This window comes from Stenotrophomonas lacuserhaii (genome assembly GCF_014836545.1).
Classification (GTDB): Bacteria; Pseudomonadota; Gammaproteobacteria; order Xanthomonadales; family Xanthomonadaceae; genus Stenotrophomonas; species Stenotrophomonas lacuserhaii.
Map to the genome: position 1 here is coordinate 1 of NZ_JACSQS010000022.1, position 19,630 is coordinate 19,630.

Below are 19,630 nucleotides of genomic sequence, written 5' to 3' on the forward strand. Positions count from 1 at the left end.
AAACGAGGCCCGCAGGAGCGGCTCTTGCCGTCCCCCACCAACCCCTCCCGCCCGGCCCAGCCCCAGCAGACAGCTTCCAGCGCCCCACCACGAGGGGCCTTGCCGTTCGCCGCCTCAGCGTCTGTGGCCGCTGCGCCAGATGGAGAACAGGATCCACACCCCGCACAACCCGGCCCCGATGAACCCCCCCACGCCCAACACCAGCAGCCAGCGGCTGGAGAGCCCGCCTACGCTGTGCATCACGATCGATGAGCCGATGATCAGCGCGGCCGTCACGATACCCACCACCATGCGGTTGGCCGCCTGGTTCACCTGGTCGCCGAAGCCTTTCAGCGCGTTGGTTTCGACCTTGATCTGCAGGCGTCCGCGGCGTGCGGCCTGCACCAGTCGGCGCAGGTCGCGCGGCAGTTCGCCGGCCAGCTCGATCATCCCCAACAGACTACGCCGGCCGCGCTTGAGCAGCGCTCGCGGGGCATAGCGCTGCAGCACCACCTGCTCCAGGAACGGGCGTGCCGCGCTGGCCATGTCGAACTCGGGATCGAGCTGGCGGCCCATGCCCTCCAGCGTCAGGAACGCCTTGATCATCAAGGCCAGGTCGGCCGGCAGCATCAGGTTGTAGCTGCGCAGCAACAGGGTGATGTCGCTCAGCATCAAGCCGATGCGCAGGTCCTTGAGTGGCACGCCGCGATAGCGGTCGACGAACTGGCTGATGTCCTGCTGCAACCGCCCTTCGTCCACCGCCACCCCGCCCGCCCAGTCCAGCAGGATGTCGGCAACCGCTTCGGGTTCCTGCTCCACCAGGCCGTGCAGCAGCTGCGCCACCTGGAAGCGACGCGACTCGGACAGCGTGCCGATCATGCCGAAATCGATCACGCCGATCCGGCCATCGCGCAGGTAGATGATGTTGCCCGGGTGCGGATCGGCGTGGAAACACCCGTCCTGCAGCACCATCTTCAGCACGATGTCGGCACCCCGCGCTGCCAGTTGGCGGCGATCCAGTCCGGCCGCGTCCACCGCCGCCAGGTCCCGCCCGGCGATGCCATCGACGAAGTCCTGCACGTTCAGGCTTTCGCACGTCCACTGCCAGTGCACGGAAGGAATCAGGATGTCGGTGCGGCCGCCGAAGTCGCGCGCGATGCGCTCGGCATTGCGGCATTCGGCGGCAAAATCCAGCTCACGTCGCAGTGAGCCGGTGAACTGTTGAACGACCTCTGCTGGCCGGTAACGGCGCAGGTCGGGCAACCGCGCCTCGATGATCTCCGCCAGCCGCGCCAGCAGCCGCAGGTCCGCTTCCACCACGTCGCGGATACCGGGGCGGCGCACCTTCAGTACCACCTCGCGGCCGTCGTGCAGGCGCGCACGATGTGCCTGCGCCAGTGAGGCGGCCGCCATCGGCACTTCATCCAGCCAGGCGAATACCTGCGCCGGATCGCCGCCGACATCCCGCTCCAGCTGTTCGCGGATCTGCGCGTACGGCAGCGCCGGCACCGCGTTCTGCAGCTCGGAGAATTCGGCGATCCAGTCCGGCGGAAACAGGTCCACGCGGGTGGCCAACACCTGGCCCAGCTTGACGAAGGTGGGTCCCAGTTCTTCCATCGCCCGGCGCACGCGCATCGGGGCGGTCAGCGGCGTGCGCTGGGTGTCGTCGCCCCAGTGCAGCAGGCGCCCCGCCCGCTCCAGCACGTCGGCCAGGCCGATCCGCCGCACCAGGTCGCCGAAGCCGTTGCGGATCAATACCGATGCGATTTCCTGCAGGCGGCCGAGATCACGGACGGTGCCGAGCGTTTCCCACATCGATGCATGCTCCAGGCTGTGCGAGCGCGCAGCATCTCACAGCTGCGCGAGCAGTCCGTTCAATGCCGCCGAAACGGTCTGCCGGCGGATCGCATCGCGGTCGCCATGGAAGTGGAACAGTTGTGCCTGCGCATACCCGCCACGGCGTTTCCAGCCGATCCATACACTGCCCACCGGCTTATCGTCGCTGCCGCCGCCGGGGCCGGCGATGCCGGTCACCGCCACCGCGATGCCCGCGCCGGAGTTGACCAGTGCACCGGATACCATCTCCAGCACGGTTTCGCGGCTGACCGCGCCGAACGCTTCCAGCGTCTGCGCGCGTACGCCCAGCAGCCGCTGCTTGGCTTCGTAGCTGTACACCACCATGCCGCAATCGAAGAACGCCGATGAGCCGGCGATATCGGTCATCGCCTTGGCGATCCAGCCGCCACTGCAGCTTTCAGCGGTAACCAGTTGCAGGCTCGCTGCGTGCAGCGTGCGGCCCAGCTCGCTGGCCAGGCCGGCCAGCATGTCGTCGGTGGGGAGGGTCATGGAAAATTCCTGGAACGCGGGGTCAGCGTCCTTTTACTACGAAAAGGCACGCTGACCCCAACCGCAGGTGAAATCACCACTCCGGCAGCTTTTCCGGCAGCAGTGCCTGGATCGCGGCCCCGTCCTCGCCGGCGGCCAGCTTCTCCGCCTCCGCGATCGGGATTTCCACCTGCAGCAGCCAGCCTTCTTCGTCCACGGTTTCGGCGCGGACCACTTCCAGCTGGTGCAAGCGCGCGCGCAGGCGCCCCAGGGAAGGGGGCAGGCGCAGCTCGCCGGTCACATGCTGCAGCCCCAGGCGCTTGCCCAGTGTCGCTTCCAGCACGTCCAGCCCGCGGCCGTCGCGCGCGGAAATCCACACCCGCTCGCGGCGCGATTCATCGGGCACGCCGTCGTGGCCATCGTGGCGCACCTCGGCCCCTTCGATGCGGTCGATCTTGTTGAACACCAGCAGCTGCGGCAGGTCACCCGCACCGATGGCGGCCAGTACTTCGTCGACCTGGGCGATGCGCTCTTCGCGATGTGGATCGGCGGCGTCGACGATATGCAGCAGGAAATCAGCCTCGCGCGCTTCGGACAGGGTGGAGCGGAACGCAGCCACCAGGTCATGCGGCAGGTCGCGAACGAAGCCCACCGTATCGGCCAGCACCACGTTGCCACCGGGCAGCGCGATGCGTCGCACGGTCGGGTCCAGGGTCGCGAACAGCTGGTCGGCGGCATAGGCCTCCGCGCCGGTCAGCGAATTGAACAGCGTTGACTTGCCGGCGTTGGTATAGCCGACCAGCGCCACGCGCGGCAGCTCGCTGCGCAGGCGGGCACGGCGCATCTGGGTGCGCTGCACTTCCACCTTTTCCAGCCGTTTCTGCAGCTGCTCCACGCGCTTCTGCAACAGGCGGCGATCGGTTTCCAGCTGGGTCTCACCCGGGCCGCGCAGGCCGATGGAACCACCACGCTGGCGCTCCAGGTGGGTCCAGCCGCGGATCAGCCGGGTCGACATATGGCGCAGCTGCGCCAGCTCGACCTGCAGCTTGCCATCGTGGCTGCGCGCACGCTGGGCGAAGATGTCCAGGATCAGCCCGGTGCGGTCGATCACCCGCCGCTCCAGGAACTTTTCCAGGTTGCGCTCCTGGCCGGGCGACAGCGCATGGTTGACCAGGATCAGGTCCGCACCGGTCGCGTCGGCAGCCGCCTTCACCTCGTCCAGCTTGCCGCTGCCGATCAGGGTGGAGGGATTGGGCCGGTCGATGCGCGCGGTGATGGTCGCTGCGATGCTGGCACCGGCCGAGCGTGCCAGATCGCCGAACTCTTCGAGCACGTCTTCTTCCAGCTTGCCGAAATGGGGCTGGATCAACAGGGCGTTTTCACCCTTTTTCGAGCGATCAAACACGTACCACTCCAGGATTATTCAATGGATTCTTCACCCGCTGCTTGGCCATCTTCGTTGGCCTGCACGAAACCACCGCCCGGACCGAGCTTGACGTTGCGCGCCGGGACCACGGTGGAGATGGCGTGCTTGTAGACCATCTGGCTGACGGTATTGCGCAGCAGCACCACGAACTGGTCGAACGACTCGATCGTGCCCTGCAGCTTGATGCCGTTGACCAGATACACCGAAACCGGCACGCGCTCGCGCCGAAGTGCATTCAGAAACGGGTCCTGCAGCGATTGCCCCTTGGACATTGCTAACTCCTGATTATTGTTTTTATGGGTGTCGGCAGATGCCACGGCCCCCCAGCCGCCCACCGACAGGTCGATGGTACACGGCAGGCGCCCGGCACGCTGTCAGGGCGGGACGAACGCGGAAACCGCCGCCGTCAACCGCTGCTGGTCTACATGGGGATCGAACCAGCGCGCATCAAGCTCGCCACGCAGCCAGGTCAGTTGCCGTTTGGCCAACTGGCGCGTGGCGAAGATCGCTTTATCGCGGAACGTGGCGGCGTCCTGGTTGCCGTCCAGATACTCCCAGGCCTGTCGGTAGCCGACCGCGCGCACTGCCGGCAGGTCCAGTGGTGATGCCACCGTCGCCATCGCGGGCAGCGCCCGCAGGGCCCGCACTTCCTCCAGGAAGCCGCCGGCCAGCATTGCATCGAAGCGCCGCTCGATGCGCTGGTGCAGCACGGCGCGATCGCGCGGTGCGAGCACCAGTTTGAGGGTCCGTACCGGCAGCCGGCCTTCGCCCGGCACCCGCTGCCATTCGCTGATCGGCCGGCCGGTCATCCGGTAGACCTCCAGCGCCCGCTGTATCCGCTGCGGGTCGGTGGCATGGATCCGCGCGGCGGCTGCCGGGTCCACCGCGGCCAGCTCGGCATGCAGCGCCGGCCAGCCACGCTCGGCGGCCTCGGCCGACAGCTGCAGGCGGGTGGCTTCGTCGGCCGGCGGCATCGGCGACAGCCCTTCCAGCAGGGCGCGGAAATACAGGCCGGTCCCGCCGGCAAGAATGGGCCGCTTGCCGCGGGCGATGATGTCATCCACGGCAGCACGTGCGGCGCGTGCGAATTCGGCAGCGGAAAATGACTGCCATGGATCGCACAGGTCCAGAAGGTGGTGCGGCGCCTGCGCGCGTTCGTCGGCATCCGGCTTGGCCGATCCGATATCCAGATGGCGATAGACCAGCGCCGAATCGACGCTGACGATCTCGCCGTCCAGCCGCCGCGCCAGATCGATCGCCAGCGCGGTCTTGCCGCTGGCGGTCGGGCCCATGACCGCGATCGCAGTGGGTCGACGGTCTTCGGCCATCAGCCTTCGTCCGGCCAGCGGATCGCAGGCGCGGCGTCTTTGCGCGGCGACGGTACCGCCTCCACGGCGGCCCACACTTTCAGGGCATCCACGGTGGCGGCCACGTCGTGCACGCGCACGATACGCGCGCCGCGCTGCACCGCAACCAGGTGTGCAGCGACCGATGCCGCCACGCGTTCGGCAGGCAGCTGGCGGCCGGTCAGCTCCCCCAGCGTGCGCTTGCGTGACAGGCCGGCCAGCATCGGCACGCCCAGTTCGAGGAAGCGTTCCGAACGCGCGAGCAGGGTCATGTTGTGGTCCACGCGCTTGCCGAAACCGAAGCCGAGGTCAATCACCAGGTTCTTCTTGGCGATACCGGCCATTTCCGCGGCGAACAGACGCTGGACCAGGAAGCGATGTACTTCGGCCACCACGTCGTCGTACTGCGGATCGGCCTGCATGCTGCCGGGCTCGCCCTGCATGTGCATCAGCACCACCGGCACGCCGGCGTCGGCCGCAGCCTCCAGTGCGCCGGGCTGCCGCAGCGCGTGGATGTCATTGATCATCCCGGCGCCGGCCGCCACTGCCGCCCGCATCACCTCCGGCTTGAAGGTATCGATGCTGATCGGCACCGCAGTGCGTGCGGCGAGCTGCTCGATGACCGGCAGGACGCGGCGCAGCTCTTCCTCCAGTGGCACCGGCGCGCTGCCCGGGCGGGTCGATTCACCGCCGATGTCCAGCAGGTCGGCGCCCTCTTCCACCAGCTTCAGGCCGTGGGCGACGGCAGCCTCGGCACTGTCGTGCTGGCCGCCATCGGAAAACGAATCCGGAGTGACGTTGACGATGCCCATCACCCGCGCACGATCAAGGCGCAGTACGCGGCCGGCACAATCGAGCTGGGGAGAAATGTCGAACATGGCGGTCCCTCGAAGGTAGCGACGGCCGCTGGCCGTCAAAAGGAAATTCAACCGATCCGCCGGGCATGCCGCGGCGCGACCCGCCGTGATGGTCAGCGTCTGCGACGCTTGCGATCCAGATACAGCGTCTTGCCGATGCTGAGCACCACGCCCAGCGCGATGCCGACCACGCAACCGAGCAGCAGATTGTCCAGGCCCAGGCCGACGGCCACGCCGACCACCGTGGCAATGACCATTTCAGCGGTATGGGAAATCGGTTCGGGCGGGGGCGTCGACATGCGGTTTCCGGTCAGTAACCAAACGTAGTCCCTATTGTCCCGCAGCCGCCCCCTGCATGCACGGGCTGGCTGAACGGAAAAGGCCGGGTTTCCCCGGCCTTTCCCTCAACGCGCAGCAGCAGTGATCAGATCTGCTCGGCCGGACCACTGATCGGCGGCACCGGACGGGCATCGCCGCCCTTGTCGTTGCCACCGCCATTCTTGCCATCGGTATTCGACTTGCCCCAGCCCATCGGCGGCGGCGGATCGCGGCCTTCCATGATCGCGTCGATCTGCGGCGCATCGATGGTTTCGTACTGCAGCAGCAGCTGGGTCATCGCATGCAGCTTGTCGACGTTGGCGGTCAGCAGCTCGGTGGTCCGGGCATACGCCTTGTCCAGGATGCTGCGGACTTCTTCGTCGATGCGGCGCGCGGTGTCATTGGACACGCTCTTGTGCTGGGTCACCGAACGGCCAAGGAAGACCTCATCGTCCTCTTCACCGTAGGCGATCGGGCCGAGCGTTTCGGACAGACCCCACTTGGTGACCATGTTGCGCGCCATCTTGGTCGCACGCTCGATGTCGTTGGAGGCACCGGTGGTGACCTTGTCGGCGCCGAAGATCAGCTCTTCGGCGACGCGGCCACCGTACAGCGAGCACAGCTGCGAATTGATCGCCACGCGGTTGATCGAGTACTTGTCACCTTCCGGCAGGTACATCGTCACACCCAGCGCACGACCGCGCGGAATGATGGTGACCTTGTAGACCGGGTCATGCTCGGGCACCAGGCGGCCGACGATGGCATGGCCGGCTTCGTGGTACGCCGTCAGGGTCTTCTCTTCTTCGCTCATGGCCATCGAGCGGCGCTCGGCACCCATCAGGATCTTGTCGCGCGCCCGGTCGAAGTGGTCCATGCGGACTTCCTTCTCGTTGCTGCGCGCGGCGAACAACGCGGCCTCGTTGCACAGGTTGGCCAGGTCGGCACCGGAGAAGCCCGGGGTACCGCGCGCGATCACCATCGGCTCGACGTCGTCGGCCAGCGGCAGCTTGCGCATGTGCACCTTGAGGATGTGCTCGCGACCCTTCACGTCCGGCAGGCCGACCACCACCTGGCGGTCGAAACGGCCCGGACGCAGCAGCGCCGGATCCAGCACGTCCGGACGGTTGGTCGCGGCGATGACGATCACCCCTTCGCCGCCTTCGAAACCGTCCATCTCCACCAGCAACTGGTTGAGGGTCTGCTCGCGTTCGTCATGACCGCCGCCCAGACCGGCACCGCGGTGACGACCGACGGCGTCGATTTCGTCGATGAAGATGATGCACGGCGCGTGCTTCTTGGCCTGCTCGAACATGTCGCGCACGCGGCTGGCGCCGACGCCGACGAACATTTCCACGAAGTCCGAACCGGAGATCGAGAAGAACGGCACCTTGGCTTCGCCGGCGATGGCCTTGGCCAGCAGGGTCTTGCCGGTGCCGGGCGGGCCGACCATCAGCACGCCGCGCGGGATCTTGCCGCCGAGCTTGGTGAACTTGGACGGGTCGCGCAGGAAATCGACCAGCTCGCCGACTTCTTCCTTGGCCTCGTCACAGCCGGCCACGTCGGCGAAGGTCACCTTGACCTGGTCCTCGCCCTGCAGCTTGGCCCGGGACTTGCCGAAGGACATCGCGCCCTTGGCCCCGCCACCGCCGCCCTGCATCTGGCGCATGATGAACAGCCAGAAGCCGATGATCAGGATCACCGGCAGGAAGTTCATCAGGATCGCGCCCAGCGAGATACCGCTGGACGGCTCCTGCTGGACGATTTCAACATTCTTGGTGCGCAGCACATTGATCAGGTCGCGATCGAACGGTGCGGTGATGGTGGAGGTCTGGCCGCCACGCGTGGTGTAGGTGATTTCGTTGGTGCCGCCGCGCATGTCGCCGGCGAAGGTCACCTTCTGCACCGCGCCGCTGTCTACCTGGTCCAGGAACTGCGAATAGGTCGCGCCCGGCGCACCGGCGCCGCTCGTCTTTGGCGAGAAGCTCTGGAATACCACCATCAGCACGACGGCGACGACCACCCATAGCAGGAGGTTCTTGGTCAAGTCGTTCATCCTCATTGGCTCCGGTATTCCTCTTGTGCGGGCTGGTGCATGGGTCGGGCTTGCTTGACGAGCTTACTTCATCACGGCGCGCTTGCCCTGTCCGAGGGCATAGACCTCGGGGGAGCGCTTGCGCGAGGCGTCCGGCTTGCGGATGGAGACCTTGTCGTACCGCCTGCGCATTTCACGCACGTAGTCGTCAAAACCCACACCCTGGAACAGCTTGATCAGGAACGCCCCACCGGTCTTGAGGTGGTTGTCGGCGAAATCCATGGCCAGCTCTGCCAGGTGCATCATCCGCGGCTGGTCCACCGCGTCCATTCCACTCTTATTGGGGGCCATATCGGACAGTACAAGGTCTACCGGCTGGTCCCCGACCATGGCCTCGAACTGCGATAGGACGGCTTCTTCCCTGAAGTCTCCGTGAAGGAAGTCCACGCCGGCCAGCGCGGGCATCTCAAGGATGTCCAGCGCGAACACCCGGCCGGTGTCGCCCATCTGCCGGCGGACCTGCTGCGACCAGCCACCCGGGGCAGCGCCGAGGTCCACCACCACCATGTGCGGCTTCAGCAGCCGGTCACGTTCGAGCAGCTCTTCCAGCTTGTAGGCCGCGCGCGAGCGCATGCCTTCAGCCTGCGCTTTCTTCACGTAGGGGTCGGAAAAGTGTTCTTTCAGCCAGCGCTGGCTGCTCTTGCTGCGGGAAACCATGGTAAATACAGCCGGATGGGGTGGCCATGATACCCTGAACCCCCCAAGTCACAGCGCTTTCCTGCATGTCCACTGCCCTGACCGCATCCCAGACCCGTTTCCTTCGCGGCCAAGCCCACGACCTCAAAGCCCTGCTCCAGATTGGCGGCAAGGGCGTGACCCCGGCCTTCCTGGCCGAGCTGGAAGAGGTGCTGGAGCGCCATGAACTGATCAAGGTGAAGGTGGCGGCAGAGGATCGCGAAGCCCGCGACGCCATGGTCGCCGAGCTGGTCGGTACCACCGGGGCGGCGCTGGTCCAGCGCATCGGCCACGTGGCCGTGCTGTACCGGCCGAGCAAGGAAAACCGCCAGATCGTGCTGCCGCGCGGCTGATAACCCGGTCCTGCCATGCAACTGAGCCACGAAGCCCCTGATTACGCCTACACGCTGCGCGGTGCGGATGGTCGCTCGGCGCGGATCAACGACCGCGAACTGACCGCGAGCTTCATCGTCACCCCGCAGGTGCTGGTGGAAGACTGGCCGGTGGGTTCGGTGGCCGAGCTGCAGCCGGCCCATCTGGAGGCGATCCTTTCGCTGGAACCGGTGTTGATCATCCTCGGCACCGGCGCCACGCAGGTGTTTCCTTCGCAGCAGCTGATGGCCGCGTGCCTGTCGCGCGGGATCGGGCTGGAAGTGATGAACAATCCTGCTGCGGCGCGCACCTTCAACATCCTCGCCGGCGAAGGCCGCAAGGTCGCCGCGGCGTTCATTCTCGAACGTTGAATTCTGGTCGCTGAGAGCGGCTCTCGGCCACGGGTTTTGTGTGTTGGAGCGGGATAGGGGGCATTGGCAGGACACGCCGTGAACCCGTCCATGGGGGCTCGCTTTTCGCATCCATGCGAAAAGACGGTCCTGCCAACGCCCCCTACCCCGCCCCCCGACAATCCCCGGTGGCCGGGGGAAAAAGAAAAAGCAAAAGCAGAGCAAAAGCAGACAGCCGATCCAAGGATCGGCTGCTTTGCGTTTGCTTTGATTTTCTTTCTTCCCCCCGCCGAGGGGGTGTATCCAGGCGGGTGGCGGTGGGGTAGCCGGGACCGTTAGAGCCGCATGGATGCGGCGACGAGCCTCCAAGGACGGATTCACGGCGTGTCCCGGATAGCCTACCGCTACCCGCCCATCCGGCGTCAAACGGCAGCCGCGCTCTCAGCGGTAACCCCTCACCGCGCCGGGAGGTACTGCTGCGGATCCACCGGCTTGCCGTTGTAGCGGATCTCGAAATGCAGCATGTCCCGGTTCGCGCCGGTCCGGCCCATCTCGGCGATCTGCTGGCCGGCCTTCACGCTCTGGCCTTCGTTGACCAGGCGCTTGCGGTTGTGCCCGTAGGCCGACAGCCACTGCTCGTTGTGCTTGACGATGATCAGCTCGCCGTAGCCCACCAGCCCGGCGCCGGAGTACACCACCACGCCGTCGGCGGCAGCTTTGACCGCCTGGCCACTGGTGCCGGCGATGTCCACGCCCTGCTTGGTCGTCTCACCGGCCACGAAGCGCCCCACCACCGCGCCATCAGCCGGCCAGCGCCAGCTGATGCTGCTGCGCACCGGCGGCGTGGTTGCCAGCGGCCGGGTCGTGGCGGCGGCGCCACCGGACGCCCGCGGCGCGGTCACCACGGTGGTCGGCACGCGGCCACCGCCCGCACCCTGCGGATACAGGCGGATCACCTGGCCAGGGTAGATCGTCGACGGGTTGGACAGGCTGTTCCAGGCGATCAGGTCCGCCGGGGTAATGCTGTGGATGCGTGCCAGGGCGTAGATGGTGTCGCCCTTCTGCACGCGCACTGTCTTGCCCGGCTGGGCGATGGAGGCCTTCGGCGTGGCCGACGCACCGCTGCCACCCGAACCGGAGGGACGCACCACGGTGGCGGTACCGCAGGCCGTCAACGCGGTCAGCGTGATGGCCAGCGCGCCCAGGCGCAGCCCCCTGTTGAAACGATCAGCACTCATGCGAACTTCGACCTCCATACAAGCCAGGCAACCAGGGCCACCACCATCGCGGTGGCGATCCAGCCCAGCGGTTCAATCCAGCGACGCAGCGCCGCCTCGGCGCGCGGTCCACCGATGCGGATCACCGCGGCCAGCACGAACACGCGCTTGCCGCGACCGATCAGCATGCTCAGCAGATACTGCGGCATCGGTACGCCGACGATACCCGACGCCCATGTGAAGACCTTCATCGGGATCGGCATGAAGCCGCCCAGCACCAGGAAGGTGAACACCGCCCACGGCGACTCGGCCATCTTGGCCTGCACGATCGCAATGCCGCGCTCGATGCCGGGCAGCATGCCCATCGTATCCAGCAGCGGCTTGACCGCCTCGAACGCGAAATGGCCCAGCGCGTAGCCGACCACCGCACCCACCATCGAACCGGACAGGCTGAGCGTGGCGAACCACCAGCCGCGCTTGGGCTGGGCCACGCACATCGGGGCCAGCATCACTTCCGGCATCACCGGGAAAATGATCGCTTCGATGAAGCTCAGCACCGTCAGGTAGGTCGGTGCCCGCTCATGGTTGGCCCACTTCAATGCGCGCTCGTACAGCGGCCCGAAAATCTTCATGAATGCCCTGCTCCGTGAAAAATCAGTCCAGCATGCCAGACAGCAGCGGGACGAAGGTGACCGGCGCCAACACGGACTGCGTGATGCTGCCGTCAGGCAGGCGATCAAGCTGCACCAGCGACTGCGCACCCGGCCCGCCGACCGGCGCCACCAGCCGGCCGCCGGGGGCCAGCTGCTCGATCAATGCATCCACCAGCGCCGGCGCCGCGGCGGTGACCACGATGGCATCGTACGGCCCATGTTCGGGCCAGCCGACCCGGCCATCGTCGTGCTTGGTGCGGATGTTCATGGCCAGCGAGCGGAACCGCTTGCGCGCCTGCCGCAGCAGGTCGCCGATGCGTTCGACGGTGAACACCTCCAGGCCGACCGCGGCCAGTACGGCGGCCTGGTAACCGGAACCGGTACCCACTTCGAGCACGGTCTTCGGCGCAACCTGCAGGATCGCCTCGGTCATCCGCGCGACCACCCACGGCTGGGAAATCGTCTGGCCGTGGCCGATCGGCAGGGCGGTATCTTCGTAGGCACGCGAGGCCAGCGCTTCATCGATGAAAAGATGGCGCGGCACCACGCGGATGGCATTGAGGGTGGCCTCATCGACGATGCCGGCTTCGCGCAGGCGCTCGACCAGGCGATCGCGCACGCGCTGGGAGGTCATGCCGATGCCTACCGCTTCGGGCTGCAGTCGCAGGCGCGCGGTCATGCCGGGCGGCCCAGTGCGGCGCTCAGCCCGCCGACCCAGCTGGCGACTTTTTCCAGCGCCTGGTAGCGCGTCAGGTCGACCTGGATCGGGGTGATGGAAATAAAGCCGGTGCGCACCGCATGGAAATCCGTGCCCGGGCCGGAATCCTGCTCGCGCCCTGCCGGGCCGATCCAGTAGACCGCATTGCCGCGCGGGTCCTTCTGGGCGATGCAGCCCTCGGCGCGGTGGCGGTTGCCCAGCCGGGTCACTTCGAAGCCCTTGACCTCGCTCCACGGCAGGTCCGGCACGTTGACGTTGAGGATCGTGTCGGCCGGCAGCGGATCGGCTTTCAGCTGCGCCACGATCTCCACCGCCGCGCGCGCGGCGGTCTGGAAATGCTTCGGCTCATGGTTGTGGCTGACCAGCGACATGGCGACCGCAGGCAGGCCCAGATGCCGCCCTTCCATCGCCGCCGAGACGGTGCCCGAATAGATCACGTCGTCGCCCAGATTGGCCACGTTGTTGATGCCCGACACGACGATGTCCGGCTCCTGGTCCAGCAATCCGGTCAACGCCAGGTGCACGCAGTCGGTCGGGGTGCCGGCGACGGAGACGGTGTGGTGATCCAGGCGCTTGAGGCGGATCGGCAGGTCCAGGGTCAGCGAGTTGCTGGCGCCGGACCTGTCCCGGTCAGGAGCGACCACGGTGACCTCATGCCCGGCCTGGCGCAGGACCGCCGCCAGCATGGCGATGCCCGGGGCATCGACACCATCGTCATTGCTGACCAGGACCCGCATCTGGGTTTTCACCACTTCATCGTTCAAGACTTCGCTTCCAATCACTGCTGACATGGACGTGGTCACGGCGCTCCCCCGGCGGCGGCGACCTCGCAGGTGCGTCTTGTATTGTGCCGCATGCGGCTCGCAGGGCCTACCCTGCCATGGGTCATTGGGCATCCTCATGACGGTGGCGGCATGCGTTAACCTGTCGGCATGTCGCATCCGCATGACGAAGATCCCGCCGAACTGTTCCGGTCAGCCATCGGGCAGGTTACCCCGCTGCGCAAAGGAAGCGGCCCGGCCCCGGCTGGCCCCAAGCCGCGCCCGCGTGCCCGGATGGCCGAACGTGATGAACAGGAAGCGCTGGGAGAGTTCGCCCGGCTGCTGCGCGACGGTGCTCCGCTGGATGCCGGTGATGCCCTCAGCTACCGCCGCGACAACCTGCCCCCACGCATGTTCCAGCGGCTGAAGAAGGGCCAGTATTCGGTGCAGGACGAACTGGACCTGCATGGCGCCACGGCGGCCCAGGCCGAACAGCTGCTGCGCCAGTTCCTGCTGGAGGCGCACGACCACGAACATGGCTGCGTGCGCATCATCCATGGCAAGGGCCTGCAGTCCGATGGCGGTGCGCCGGTGCTGAAGAACCTGGTCGACCGCCACCTGCGCCTGCGCAACGACGTGCTGGCCTTCCACTCCGCGCCCACCGCACAGGGCGGCACCGGCGCCGTGCTGGTGCTGCTGGCGAGATAGCTGCCGCTTTCGGCCGGCCCAGGCCCTGGGTGATAAGCCAACGGCATCGAATAGATCGACGCTTTAGGTGGGCTGCGGCCGTCTTCAGCCCAACGACGCCACCCTTTGACGTTACAGACTCGCATACGAGTGGCCGCCAACGACGTCACGTTTCAGCCCCGATCCAACGCCTTCAATGGCGATGCCCGTCAAGCACGTCCCCGACGGGCTTCTTACCACTGGAGAATTGCCAATGAACACGTTCGCCTACGCTTCACTGTTCGCCTGCCTTCTGGCAAGCACTACCGCATCGGGCCAGGACATCGACGCTGTGACGATGTTGGCACGTACCACCCCGCAGCAATGCCATAACGCCTTCAACGCGTCATCCGCCGCGAGCAGCTGCAGGAATGCCAGGATGGAAGTCTGGGATCAGACCAACTGCACGATCTACGTGGATTGCCTGCGCAACGACGGCAAGACCACCGGGAATCGCAGAACGGTGCCACTCCCGCAGGTGTCTTCACTACGCAACTGTGACGGCCTGCTCTGCTGAGAGCATGCAAAAGGCGGGGTGCTGGCCCCGCCTCCTCTCTGTCACGAAGCGTCGGTCACCGGCCCGAGTTCGTGCAGCACGGCGGTAGCGTAGCAACCCGGCGGCAGCGCGAAGGACAGTTCCAGCACGCCGTCCTGCAGCCATTGGTGCTGCAGCAGCGCCGGGCGCAGGCGCAGCGAACGGCGCTCGTGCTTCAGGCCTTCGGCTTCCAGCCCGGCACGCAGCGCCTGCGACTGCTCATCGTCGATCGCAGCCAGCTCCAGCGCACGCGCGGCATCGCTGCTGCGCAGGTCGCCGACGCCCCACAACGGGCCGCTGGGATGGATGTCGAAACGGGCCAGACGTTCAGCCAGCACCTCGCTCCACGGCTCGGGACCGAACACGCTGCGGCTGCCATCCAGCATCCAGACCTCGCCGTCGATCGGCTGGTCCCAGCTGCCCTGCTCCACGCGGGCGCCGAGCACACGGTTGAACAGGGCCGAACGGGCGGCCGACAGCAGCAGCGAACGCTGGTCCTTGCGCATGCGGCGGCCGCCGAACATCGCCAGCGCGGCGGGTACGTTGCCACCGTCGCGGCCGAAGCGCTGCTCACCGAACCAGTTGGGAATGCCGCGTTCGGCGATCTGCTGCAGGCGTGCGTCGATCGCTGCGGCATCACCGTGCACTTCGCGCAGCACCAGCTTGAAGCGGTTGCCGGCCAGCGCCCCGCGCTGCAGCTTGCGGTTGTGCCAGGTCGAGGACACCACCTCCACGTCGTCGCTGGCCAGCAGGGCCAGATCCGGCGCCACGCGCTTGGGCAGGTGCACGCTGAAGCGCTGGGTGGTGACCGCGTGCCGATCCTTCATGCCAGCGAAGCTCACCGCCATCTCCGGCAGGCCGGCCCACTGCGCCAGCAGCTTGGCCACGTGCACCGTATTGGCGCCGCGCTTGCGGATCTCCAGCAGCAGGTGTTCGCCTTCGCCGGTGGCTTCGAAGGACGGCAGCTCGTCGACCTGGAAATCATCGGGCGTGCTACGGATCAGCGCACCTGCGAACAGTGGCTCACCAAAGGCCAGCGGCAACGGCATCATGCCGCCACCAGCAGCACGATGGCCTGCGCGGCAATGCCTTCCTCGCGGCCGGTGAAGCCCAGCTTCTCCGAGGTGGTCGCCTTGATGCTGACCGCCTCGACCGGAAGCTGCAGCAGCTCGGCGATGCGCTCGCGCATGGCTGCGGCATGCGGCCCGACCTTGGGACGTTCGCAGATCACGGTGATGTCGGTGTTGCCGACCTGCCAGCCACGCGAGCGCAGCAACACGTCGCAGTGGAGAAGGAAATCGCTGCTGTCGGCATCCTTCCAGCGGTCATCGCTGGGCGGGAAATGCTGGCCGATATCGCCCAGCGCCAGCGCACCGAGCATGGCATCGCACAGCGCGTGCAGGATCACATCGCCGTCGCTGTGCGCCAGCACGCCGGCGGTATGCGCAACGCGCACTCCCCCCAACATGATGTGGTCGCCCGGGCCGAAGGCATGGACGTCGTAACCCTGGCCAATGCGGACAGGCGGGAAAGGAAGCGTGGTCATCGGAACAGCCTTTGCTATGCAGCGCGCGCGCCGGTCATTCGGCGCGACGGGAAAGTACGAATTCGAAGCGATCCAGGTCCGCGGGCGTGGTGACCTTGAAGTTGTCCTCGCTGCCTTCCACAAGCACTGGACGCTGGCCTTGGCATTCCATGGCCATGGCATCGTCGGTGACCTCGATGCCAGCGGCAGCCGCCTCGGTCAGTGCCCGCGCCAACTGGTGGCGACGGAACAGCTGCGGGGTCAGTGCCCGCCACAGCCGCGCGCGCGGCTCGGTGCCATCGATGCCGCCATCGTCGCCGGCGCGTTTCAACGTGTCGCGCACCGGGGCGGCCAGGATCGCTCCCACCGGATCAGCGCGCCCCACTTCCAGCAGCCGGCTGAGATCGGCCAGCGCCAGGTTGGGCCGCGCCGCGTCATGCACCAGCACGAACTCATCGGCGCGCACGCTGTCGGGCAAGGCGAGCAGCCCGGCCAGCACCGACGCCGCCCGCGTCTCGCCGCCGTGGCAGGTCAGGACGGGCTTGCCGGACCATTCGGTCCAGCCCGGCCAATCCGCATCGTCGGCACTGATCACCACCATCGCACCGGCCACCGCAGGGTGCACCAGCAGGGCATCCAGGGTGTGGGCCAGCAGGGTCCGGCCGCCTGCCTGCAGGTACTGCTTCGGCACCGGAGCACCGAAACGACTGCCACGACCGGCAGCGGGCACGATCACCCAGATCGCCGCGCTCATGGCACGTCGGCCGGGTGATCGGCCGGCGTCGGCGCGGCCACAGGGGCACGCACCGGGGCCACCGGCGCATCTTCGACCACGCGGTAGAACTTCTCGCCGGGCTTGATCATGCCCAGCTCGCTGCGCGCGCGCTCTTCAATGGCCGCCTGTCCTTCCTTCAGATCCTGGACTTCGGCAGCCAGCGCATCATTGCGCTGCTGCAGGCCATCGTTGTCACGGTTCTGGTGCTCGACCTGGGCTTCCAGGGTCATCACTTCGCCTGAATTGCCCGGGCCGAACCAGAAACGGTACTGCAACCATGCCAGCAGCAGGGCCAAGGCCAACAGCGCCCACCGCCAGTTGCGCATGGGATCAGCGCTTCAACGAAACGAAGGCATCACGACCGGCGTAACGCGCGCCGGCACCCAGCGCTTCTTCGATGCGCAGCAGCTGGTTGTACTTGGCCACGCGATCGCTGCGGCACAGCGAACCGGTCTTGATCTGGGTCGCCGTGGTAGCAACGGCGATGTCGGCGATGGTGGTGTCTTCGGTCTCGCCCGAACGGTGCGACACGATGGCCGCGTAACCGGCGCGGTCGGCCATGGCGATCGCTTCCAGCGTTTCGCTCAGCGTGCCGATCTGGTTGACCTTGATCAGGATCGCGTTGGCGGTGCCCGAATCGATGCCTTCCTTGAAGATCTTCGGGTTGGTGACGAACAGATCGTCGCCGACCAGCTGCACCTTCTTGCCGATGCGGTCGGTCAGCAGCTTCCAGCCGGCCCAGTCGTTCTCGGCCAGGCCGTCTTCGATGGTGATGATCGGGTACTGGTTCGACCAGTCAGCAAGGAAGTCGACGAACTGCTCGGAGGTCAGGCGCTTGTTCTCGCCGACCAGGTTGTACTTGCCGTTTTCGTAGAACTCGCTGGAGGCCACGTCCAGGCCCAGCAGCACGTCGTCACCGGCGGTGTAACCGGCCTTGCCGATCGCTTCCAGGATGGTGTCGAGCGCTTCGACGTTGCTGCGGAAGTCCGGCGCGAAGCCGCCTTCGTCGCCGACCGCCGTGCTCAGGCCATGGCCCTTCAGCACCGACTTCAGCGAATGGAAGATTTCCGTACCGGCACGCAGGCTTTCGGAGAACGAGCTGAAGCCCACCGGCAGCACCATGAACTCCTGGAAGTCCACGTTGTTGTCCGCGTGCGCACCACCGTTGATGATGTTCATCATCGGCACCGGCAGCGACGGTGAAACACCGGTCTTGCCAGCCAGGTACTGCCACAGCGCCTGCTTGTTCGATGCGGCGGCAGCATGCGCGGCGGCCATCGAAACACCCAGCAGCGCGTTGGCGCCCAGGCGGCCCTTGTTCTCGGTGCCATCGAGGTCGATCAGGCGGCGGTCAAGGCCCTCCTGGTCGGTGGCATCGAAGCCGGTCAGTGCGCCGGCAATGGCGCCGTTGATGTTCTCCACGGCCTTGCGCACGCCCTTGCCGAGGTAACGGGTCTTGTCACCGTCACGCAGTTCCACCGCTTCCTTGGTGCCGGTCGAGGCGCCGGAGGGGACTGCGGCGCGACCGAACGAACCGTCCTCCAGGATGACGTCGGCTTCCAGCGTGGGGTTGCCACGGCTGTCGAGGATTTCACGGGCGTGGATGCTGCGGATCGTACTCATGGTCTGGCCGGTTACCTGTCTGTAGAGGAAGGCGACAAAAACGAATGCCGCGTGATTATCCCCGCACGGCCGCCCATTGCCAAATCGGCGACTGAATCCCGTGCCGCCACGCCTGCAGCGGTGCGACTAGAACAGGCGCGGCAACAGCAGGCAGGCCACCAGCAGGGCCAGCAGCGCGAGCGCTGCGATGCCTGCGGCCGGCCGTTGCGGCAGGCGCAGCGACAGCACGGTGGCCACCAGGCAGCCGAGCGTGACCAGCGCGCCGATGGAAAGTGTGATCAGCAGGGGAATGCGGGTCGCCCGCAGGGCATGGTCGCCATCGCCGGGCATGCCGACACTGGCGAGCACCAGGAAGGCCAGCATGAACACGCTGGCCCAAGCCGCCAGAGACAGGCCAAGGGCCGTCCAGCCCCATGGCCAGTGGCGCCACTGCCGCCGCTGGCGGCGCGCATCCAGCGCCGCCCACGGATCAAGACTCATGCGAAGCGCGAGAAACCGTGCTTCTTGGTCACCGCATCGAGCTCCATCAGGGTCTCCAGCAGTTCTTCCATCCGATCCAGCGGCCAGGCATTGGGGCCATCGGACAGCGCCTTGGACGGGTCCGGATGGGTTTCGGCAAACAGGCCGGACACACCGACCGCGACCGCGGCACGCGACAGCACCGGCACGAATTCGCGCTGGCCACCGGAGCTGGTGCCCTGCCCGCCCGGCAGCTGCACCGAATGGGTGGCATCGAACACCACCGGGCAGCCGGTATCGCGCATCACCGACAGCGAGCGCATGTCGCTGACCAGGTTGTTGTAGCCGAAGCTGGCGCCGCGCTCGCAGACCATGATCTGCTCGTTGCCGGTCGCCTTGGCCTTCTCAACCACCGGCTTCATGTCCCACGGGGACAGGAACTGGCCCTTCTTGATGTTCACCGGCTTGCCGGCGGCACAGACCTTGGTGATGAAATCGGTCTGCCGGACCAGGAACGCAGGCGTCTGCAGCACATCGACCACCGAGGCCACTTCGTCCATCGGGGTGTATTCATGCACGTCGGTCAGCACCGGCACGCCGATCTGCTTCTTCACTTCGGCCAGTACCTTCAGGCCTTCCTCCAGGCCCGGGCCACGGAAGGCGGTACCGGAAGTGCGGTTGGCCTTGTCGAAGCTGGACTTGAAGATGAAATTCACCCCGAGCCGGCCGGTGATTTCCTTCAGGCGGCCAGCGACGTCGAGCTGCAGCTGCATCGACTCGATCACGCAGGGGCCGGCGATCAGGAACAGGGGCTGGTCCAGCCCGACCTCGAATCCACACAGTTTCATGGCGTTTCCTTGTTGTGGCGCGGCGCCGGCACGGGCCGGCAGGCATCAGG

The 19,630-nt window shown here is 66.7% G+C and carries 24 protein-coding genes; 4 read left to right on the plus strand and 20 right to left on the minus strand.

From position 1 onward, the window contains the following. Positions 1-114: 114 nt before the first annotated feature. From H9654_RS16065 to rlmE, 9 genes are all read right to left on the minus strand, one after another. Entirely contained in the window at positions 115-1,794 is a 1,680-nt protein-coding gene (locus H9654_RS16065; RefSeq protein WP_042614902.1) for an ABC1 kinase family protein, read from the minus strand. Between the two features lie 36 nt (positions 1,795-1,830). Then, entirely contained in the window at positions 1,831-2,325 is a 495-nt protein-coding gene (locus H9654_RS16070) for a CinA family protein (RefSeq protein ID WP_191771764.1), read from the minus strand. 73 nt (positions 2,326-2,398) lie between these two features. Next, complete coding sequence (hflX, locus tag H9654_RS16075; protein WP_191771765.1) at positions 2,399-3,709, minus strand: ribosome rescue GTPase HflX; 1,311 nt, start codon at positions 3,707-3,709, stop codon at positions 2,399-2,401. Positions 3,710-3,723: 14 nt separating this feature from the next. After that, complete coding sequence (gene hfq / locus H9654_RS16080) at positions 3,724-4,002, minus strand: RNA chaperone Hfq (protein WP_191771766.1); 279 nt, start codon at positions 4,000-4,002, stop codon at positions 3,724-3,726. A 102-nt stretch (positions 4,003-4,104) separates the two neighbouring features. Further along, on the minus strand, positions 4,105-5,058 hold the full coding sequence (miaA, locus tag H9654_RS16085; protein WP_191771767.1) for a tRNA (adenosine(37)-N6)-dimethylallyltransferase MiaA: 954 nt from the start codon (positions 5,056-5,058) through the stop codon (positions 4,105-4,107). Next, positions 5,058-5,954 carry a dihydropteroate synthase gene (gene folP / locus H9654_RS16090; protein WP_191771768.1) on the minus strand — a complete coding sequence of 299 codons (897 nt, stop codon included), beginning with the start codon at positions 5,952-5,954 and terminating at the stop codon, positions 5,058-5,060. The genes miaA and folP overlap by 1 nt, the downstream gene beginning before the upstream one ends. Positions 5,955-6,046: 92 nt before the next feature. Next, positions 6,047-6,232 carry a hypothetical protein gene (locus tag H9654_RS16095; RefSeq protein ID WP_042614908.1) on the minus strand — a complete coding sequence of 62 codons (186 nt, stop codon included), beginning with the start codon at positions 6,230-6,232 and terminating at the stop codon, positions 6,047-6,049. Positions 6,233-6,357: 125 nt separating this feature from the next. Continuing rightward, positions 6,358-8,304: an ATP-dependent zinc metalloprotease FtsH gene (ftsH, locus tag H9654_RS16100; RefSeq protein WP_182655496.1), complete on the minus strand. Its 1,947-nt coding sequence runs from the start codon at positions 8,302-8,304 to the stop codon at positions 6,358-6,360. Positions 8,305-8,367: 63 nt separating this feature from the next. After that, on the minus strand, positions 8,368-9,000 hold the full coding sequence (gene rlmE, locus H9654_RS16105) for a 23S rRNA (uridine(2552)-2'-O)-methyltransferase RlmE (protein WP_101100066.1): 633 nt from the start codon (positions 8,998-9,000) through the stop codon (positions 8,368-8,370). A gap of 65 nt (positions 9,001-9,065) precedes the next feature. On the opposite strand from rlmE, the gene yhbY reads away from it, so the two are divergent. After that, complete coding sequence (gene yhbY / locus H9654_RS16110; RefSeq protein WP_042614911.1) at positions 9,066-9,371, plus strand: ribosome assembly RNA-binding protein YhbY; 306 nt, start codon at positions 9,066-9,068, stop codon at positions 9,369-9,371. Positions 9,372-9,386: 15 nt separating this feature from the next. After that, entirely contained in the window at positions 9,387-9,761 is a 375-nt protein-coding gene (locus H9654_RS16115; protein WP_191771769.1) for an Mth938-like domain-containing protein, read from the plus strand. 434 nt (positions 9,762-10,195) lie between these two features. On the opposite strand, the gene H9654_RS16120 is transcribed toward H9654_RS16115, so the two are convergent. The 4 genes from H9654_RS16120 to surE are packed head-to-tail and all read right to left on the minus strand — an operon-like array spanning position 10,196 to position 13,065. Further along, the gene (locus H9654_RS16120) at positions 10,196-10,978 is read right to left on the minus strand and encodes a peptidoglycan DD-metalloendopeptidase family protein (protein WP_191771770.1); all 783 of its coding nucleotides are present in this window, start codon (positions 10,976-10,978) and stop codon (positions 10,196-10,198) included. Continuing rightward, entirely contained in the window at positions 10,975-11,589 is a 615-nt protein-coding gene (locus tag H9654_RS16125; RefSeq protein WP_042613034.1) for a YqaA family protein, read from the minus strand. The genes H9654_RS16120 and H9654_RS16125 overlap by 4 nt, the downstream gene beginning before the upstream one ends. Positions 11,590-11,611: 22 nt before the next feature. Next, a complete protein-coding gene (locus H9654_RS16130) occupies positions 11,612-12,289 on the minus strand; it encodes a protein-L-isoaspartate(D-aspartate) O-methyltransferase (RefSeq protein ID WP_191771771.1) in 678 nt (225 codons plus the stop codon). Further along, positions 12,286-13,065, minus strand: coding sequence for a 5'/3'-nucleotidase SurE (gene surE / locus H9654_RS16135; RefSeq protein WP_042613041.1), 780 nt, complete (start codon positions 13,063-13,065; stop codon positions 12,286-12,288). Before surE ends, H9654_RS16130 begins: the two co-directional genes overlap by 4 nt. Before the next feature lie 195 nt (positions 13,066-13,260). Here surE and H9654_RS16140 point away from each other — a divergent pair, with 195 nt between their 5' ends. Both H9654_RS16140 and H9654_RS16145 read left to right on the plus strand, forming a co-directional pair. Beyond that, a complete protein-coding gene (locus H9654_RS16140; protein WP_191771772.1) occupies positions 13,261-13,797 on the plus strand; it encodes a Smr/MutS family protein in 537 nt (178 codons plus the stop codon). A gap of 232 nt (positions 13,798-14,029) precedes the next feature. Further along, positions 14,030-14,332: a hypothetical protein gene (locus tag H9654_RS16145; RefSeq protein ID WP_191771773.1), complete on the plus strand. Its 303-nt coding sequence runs from the start codon at positions 14,030-14,032 to the stop codon at positions 14,330-14,332. 41 nt (positions 14,333-14,373) lie between these two features. Here the strand turns inward: H9654_RS16145 and truD are convergent, their stop codons facing one another. The 7 genes from truD to kdsA all read right to left on the minus strand — a co-directional run bounded on the left by truD (position 14,374) and on the right by kdsA (position 19,580). Further along, positions 14,374-15,402, minus strand: a complete 1,029-nt coding sequence (gene truD / locus H9654_RS16150) for a tRNA pseudouridine(13) synthase TruD (RefSeq protein WP_191771774.1) — start codon at positions 15,400-15,402, stop codon at positions 14,374-14,376. Then, positions 15,399-15,896: a 2-C-methyl-D-erythritol 2,4-cyclodiphosphate synthase gene (ispF, locus tag H9654_RS16155; protein ID WP_191771775.1), complete on the minus strand. Its 498-nt coding sequence runs from the start codon at positions 15,894-15,896 to the stop codon at positions 15,399-15,401. The genes truD and ispF overlap by 4 nt, the downstream gene beginning before the upstream one ends. A gap of 34 nt (positions 15,897-15,930) precedes the next feature. Next, the gene (gene ispD, locus H9654_RS16160) at positions 15,931-16,629 is read right to left on the minus strand and encodes a 2-C-methyl-D-erythritol 4-phosphate cytidylyltransferase (RefSeq protein ID WP_042613029.1); all 699 of its coding nucleotides are present in this window, start codon (positions 16,627-16,629) and stop codon (positions 15,931-15,933) included. After that, positions 16,626-16,976, minus strand: a complete 351-nt coding sequence (ftsB, locus tag H9654_RS16165) for a cell division protein FtsB (RefSeq protein ID WP_042613028.1) — start codon at positions 16,974-16,976, stop codon at positions 16,626-16,628. Before ftsB ends, ispD begins: the two co-directional genes overlap by 4 nt. 4 nt (positions 16,977-16,980) lie before the next feature. Further along, complete coding sequence (gene eno / locus H9654_RS16170) at positions 16,981-18,273, minus strand: phosphopyruvate hydratase (RefSeq protein ID WP_191771776.1); 1,293 nt, start codon at positions 18,271-18,273, stop codon at positions 16,981-16,983. A gap of 126 nt (positions 18,274-18,399) precedes the next feature. Continuing rightward, a complete protein-coding gene (locus tag H9654_RS16175) occupies positions 18,400-18,753 on the minus strand; it encodes a hypothetical protein (RefSeq protein WP_191771777.1) in 354 nt (117 codons plus the stop codon). Beyond that, positions 18,750-19,580, minus strand: coding sequence for a 3-deoxy-8-phosphooctulonate synthase (gene kdsA / locus H9654_RS16180; RefSeq protein ID WP_191771778.1), 831 nt, complete (start codon positions 19,578-19,580; stop codon positions 18,750-18,752). Before kdsA ends, H9654_RS16175 begins: the two co-directional genes overlap by 4 nt. Positions 19,581-19,630: the final 50 nt, after the last annotated feature.

What these genes read in the sequence shown, in the direction of transcription:
- H9654_RS16125 (WP_042613034.1), bottom strand. Translation starts at nt 11,589, where the DNA reads ATGAAGATTTTCGGGCCGCTGTACGAGCGCGCATTGAAGTGGGCCAAC.
- H9654_RS16140 (WP_191771772.1), top strand. Translation starts at nt 13,261, where the DNA reads ATGTCGCATCCGCATGACGAAGATCCCGCCGAACTGTTCCGGTCAGCC.
- ispD (WP_042613029.1), bottom strand. Translation starts at nt 16,629, where the DNA reads ATGAGCGCGGCGATCTGGGTGATCGTGCCCGCTGCCGGTCGTGGCAGT.
- hfq (WP_191771766.1), bottom strand. Translation starts at nt 4,002, where the DNA reads ATGTCCAAGGGGCAATCGCTGCAGGACCCGTTTCTGAATGCACTTCGG.
- yhbY (WP_042614911.1), top strand. Translation starts at nt 9,066, where the DNA reads ATGTCCACTGCCCTGACCGCATCCCAGACCCGTTTCCTTCGCGGCCAA.
- ispF (WP_191771775.1), bottom strand. Translation starts at nt 15,896, where the DNA reads ATGACCACGCTTCCTTTCCCGCCTGTCCGCATTGGCCAGGGTTACGAC.
- H9654_RS16130 (WP_191771771.1), bottom strand. Translation starts at nt 12,289, where the DNA reads ATGACCGCGCGCCTGCGACTGCAGCCCGAAGCGGTAGGCATCGGCATG.
- ftsH (WP_182655496.1), bottom strand. Translation starts at nt 8,304, where the DNA reads ATGAACGACTTGACCAAGAACCTCCTGCTATGGGTGGTCGTCGCCGTC.
- H9654_RS16070 (WP_191771764.1), bottom strand. Translation starts at nt 2,325, where the DNA reads ATGACCCTCCCCACCGACGACATGCTGGCCGGCCTGGCCAGCGAGCTG.
- H9654_RS16175 (WP_191771777.1), bottom strand. Translation starts at nt 18,753, where the DNA reads ATGAGTCTTGATCCGTGGGCGGCGCTGGATGCGCGCCGCCAGCGGCGG.
- truD (WP_191771774.1), bottom strand. Translation starts at nt 15,402, where the DNA reads ATGATGCCGTTGCCGCTGGCCTTTGGTGAGCCACTGTTCGCAGGTGCG.
- miaA (WP_191771767.1), bottom strand. Translation starts at nt 5,058, where the DNA reads ATGGCCGAAGACCGTCGACCCACTGCGATCGCGGTCATGGGCCCGACC.
- H9654_RS16120 (WP_191771770.1), bottom strand. Translation starts at nt 10,978, where the DNA reads ATGAGTGCTGATCGTTTCAACAGGGGGCTGCGCCTGGGCGCGCTGGCC.
- eno (WP_191771776.1), bottom strand. Translation starts at nt 18,273, where the DNA reads ATGAGTACGATCCGCAGCATCCACGCCCGTGAAATCCTCGACAGCCGT.
- H9654_RS16065 (WP_042614902.1), bottom strand. Translation starts at nt 1,794, where the DNA reads ATGTGGGAAACGCTCGGCACCGTCCGTGATCTCGGCCGCCTGCAGGAA.
- surE (WP_042613041.1), bottom strand. Translation starts at nt 13,065, where the DNA reads ATGCGGGTCCTGGTCAGCAATGACGATGGTGTCGATGCCCCGGGCATC.
- folP (WP_191771768.1), bottom strand. Translation starts at nt 5,954, where the DNA reads ATGTTCGACATTTCTCCCCAGCTCGATTGTGCCGGCCGCGTACTGCGC.
- H9654_RS16145 (WP_191771773.1), top strand. Translation starts at nt 14,030, where the DNA reads ATGAACACGTTCGCCTACGCTTCACTGTTCGCCTGCCTTCTGGCAAGC.
- rlmE (WP_101100066.1), bottom strand. Translation starts at nt 9,000, where the DNA reads ATGGTTTCCCGCAGCAAGAGCAGCCAGCGCTGGCTGAAAGAACACTTT.
- kdsA (WP_191771778.1), bottom strand. Translation starts at nt 19,580, where the DNA reads ATGAAACTGTGTGGATTCGAGGTCGGGCTGGACCAGCCCCTGTTCCTG.
- ftsB (WP_042613028.1), bottom strand. Translation starts at nt 16,976, where the DNA reads ATGCGCAACTGGCGGTGGGCGCTGTTGGCCTTGGCCCTGCTGCTGGCA.
- H9654_RS16115 (WP_191771769.1), top strand. Translation starts at nt 9,387, where the DNA reads ATGCAACTGAGCCACGAAGCCCCTGATTACGCCTACACGCTGCGCGGT.
- H9654_RS16095 (WP_042614908.1), bottom strand. Translation starts at nt 6,232, where the DNA reads ATGTCGACGCCCCCGCCCGAACCGATTTCCCATACCGCTGAAATGGTC.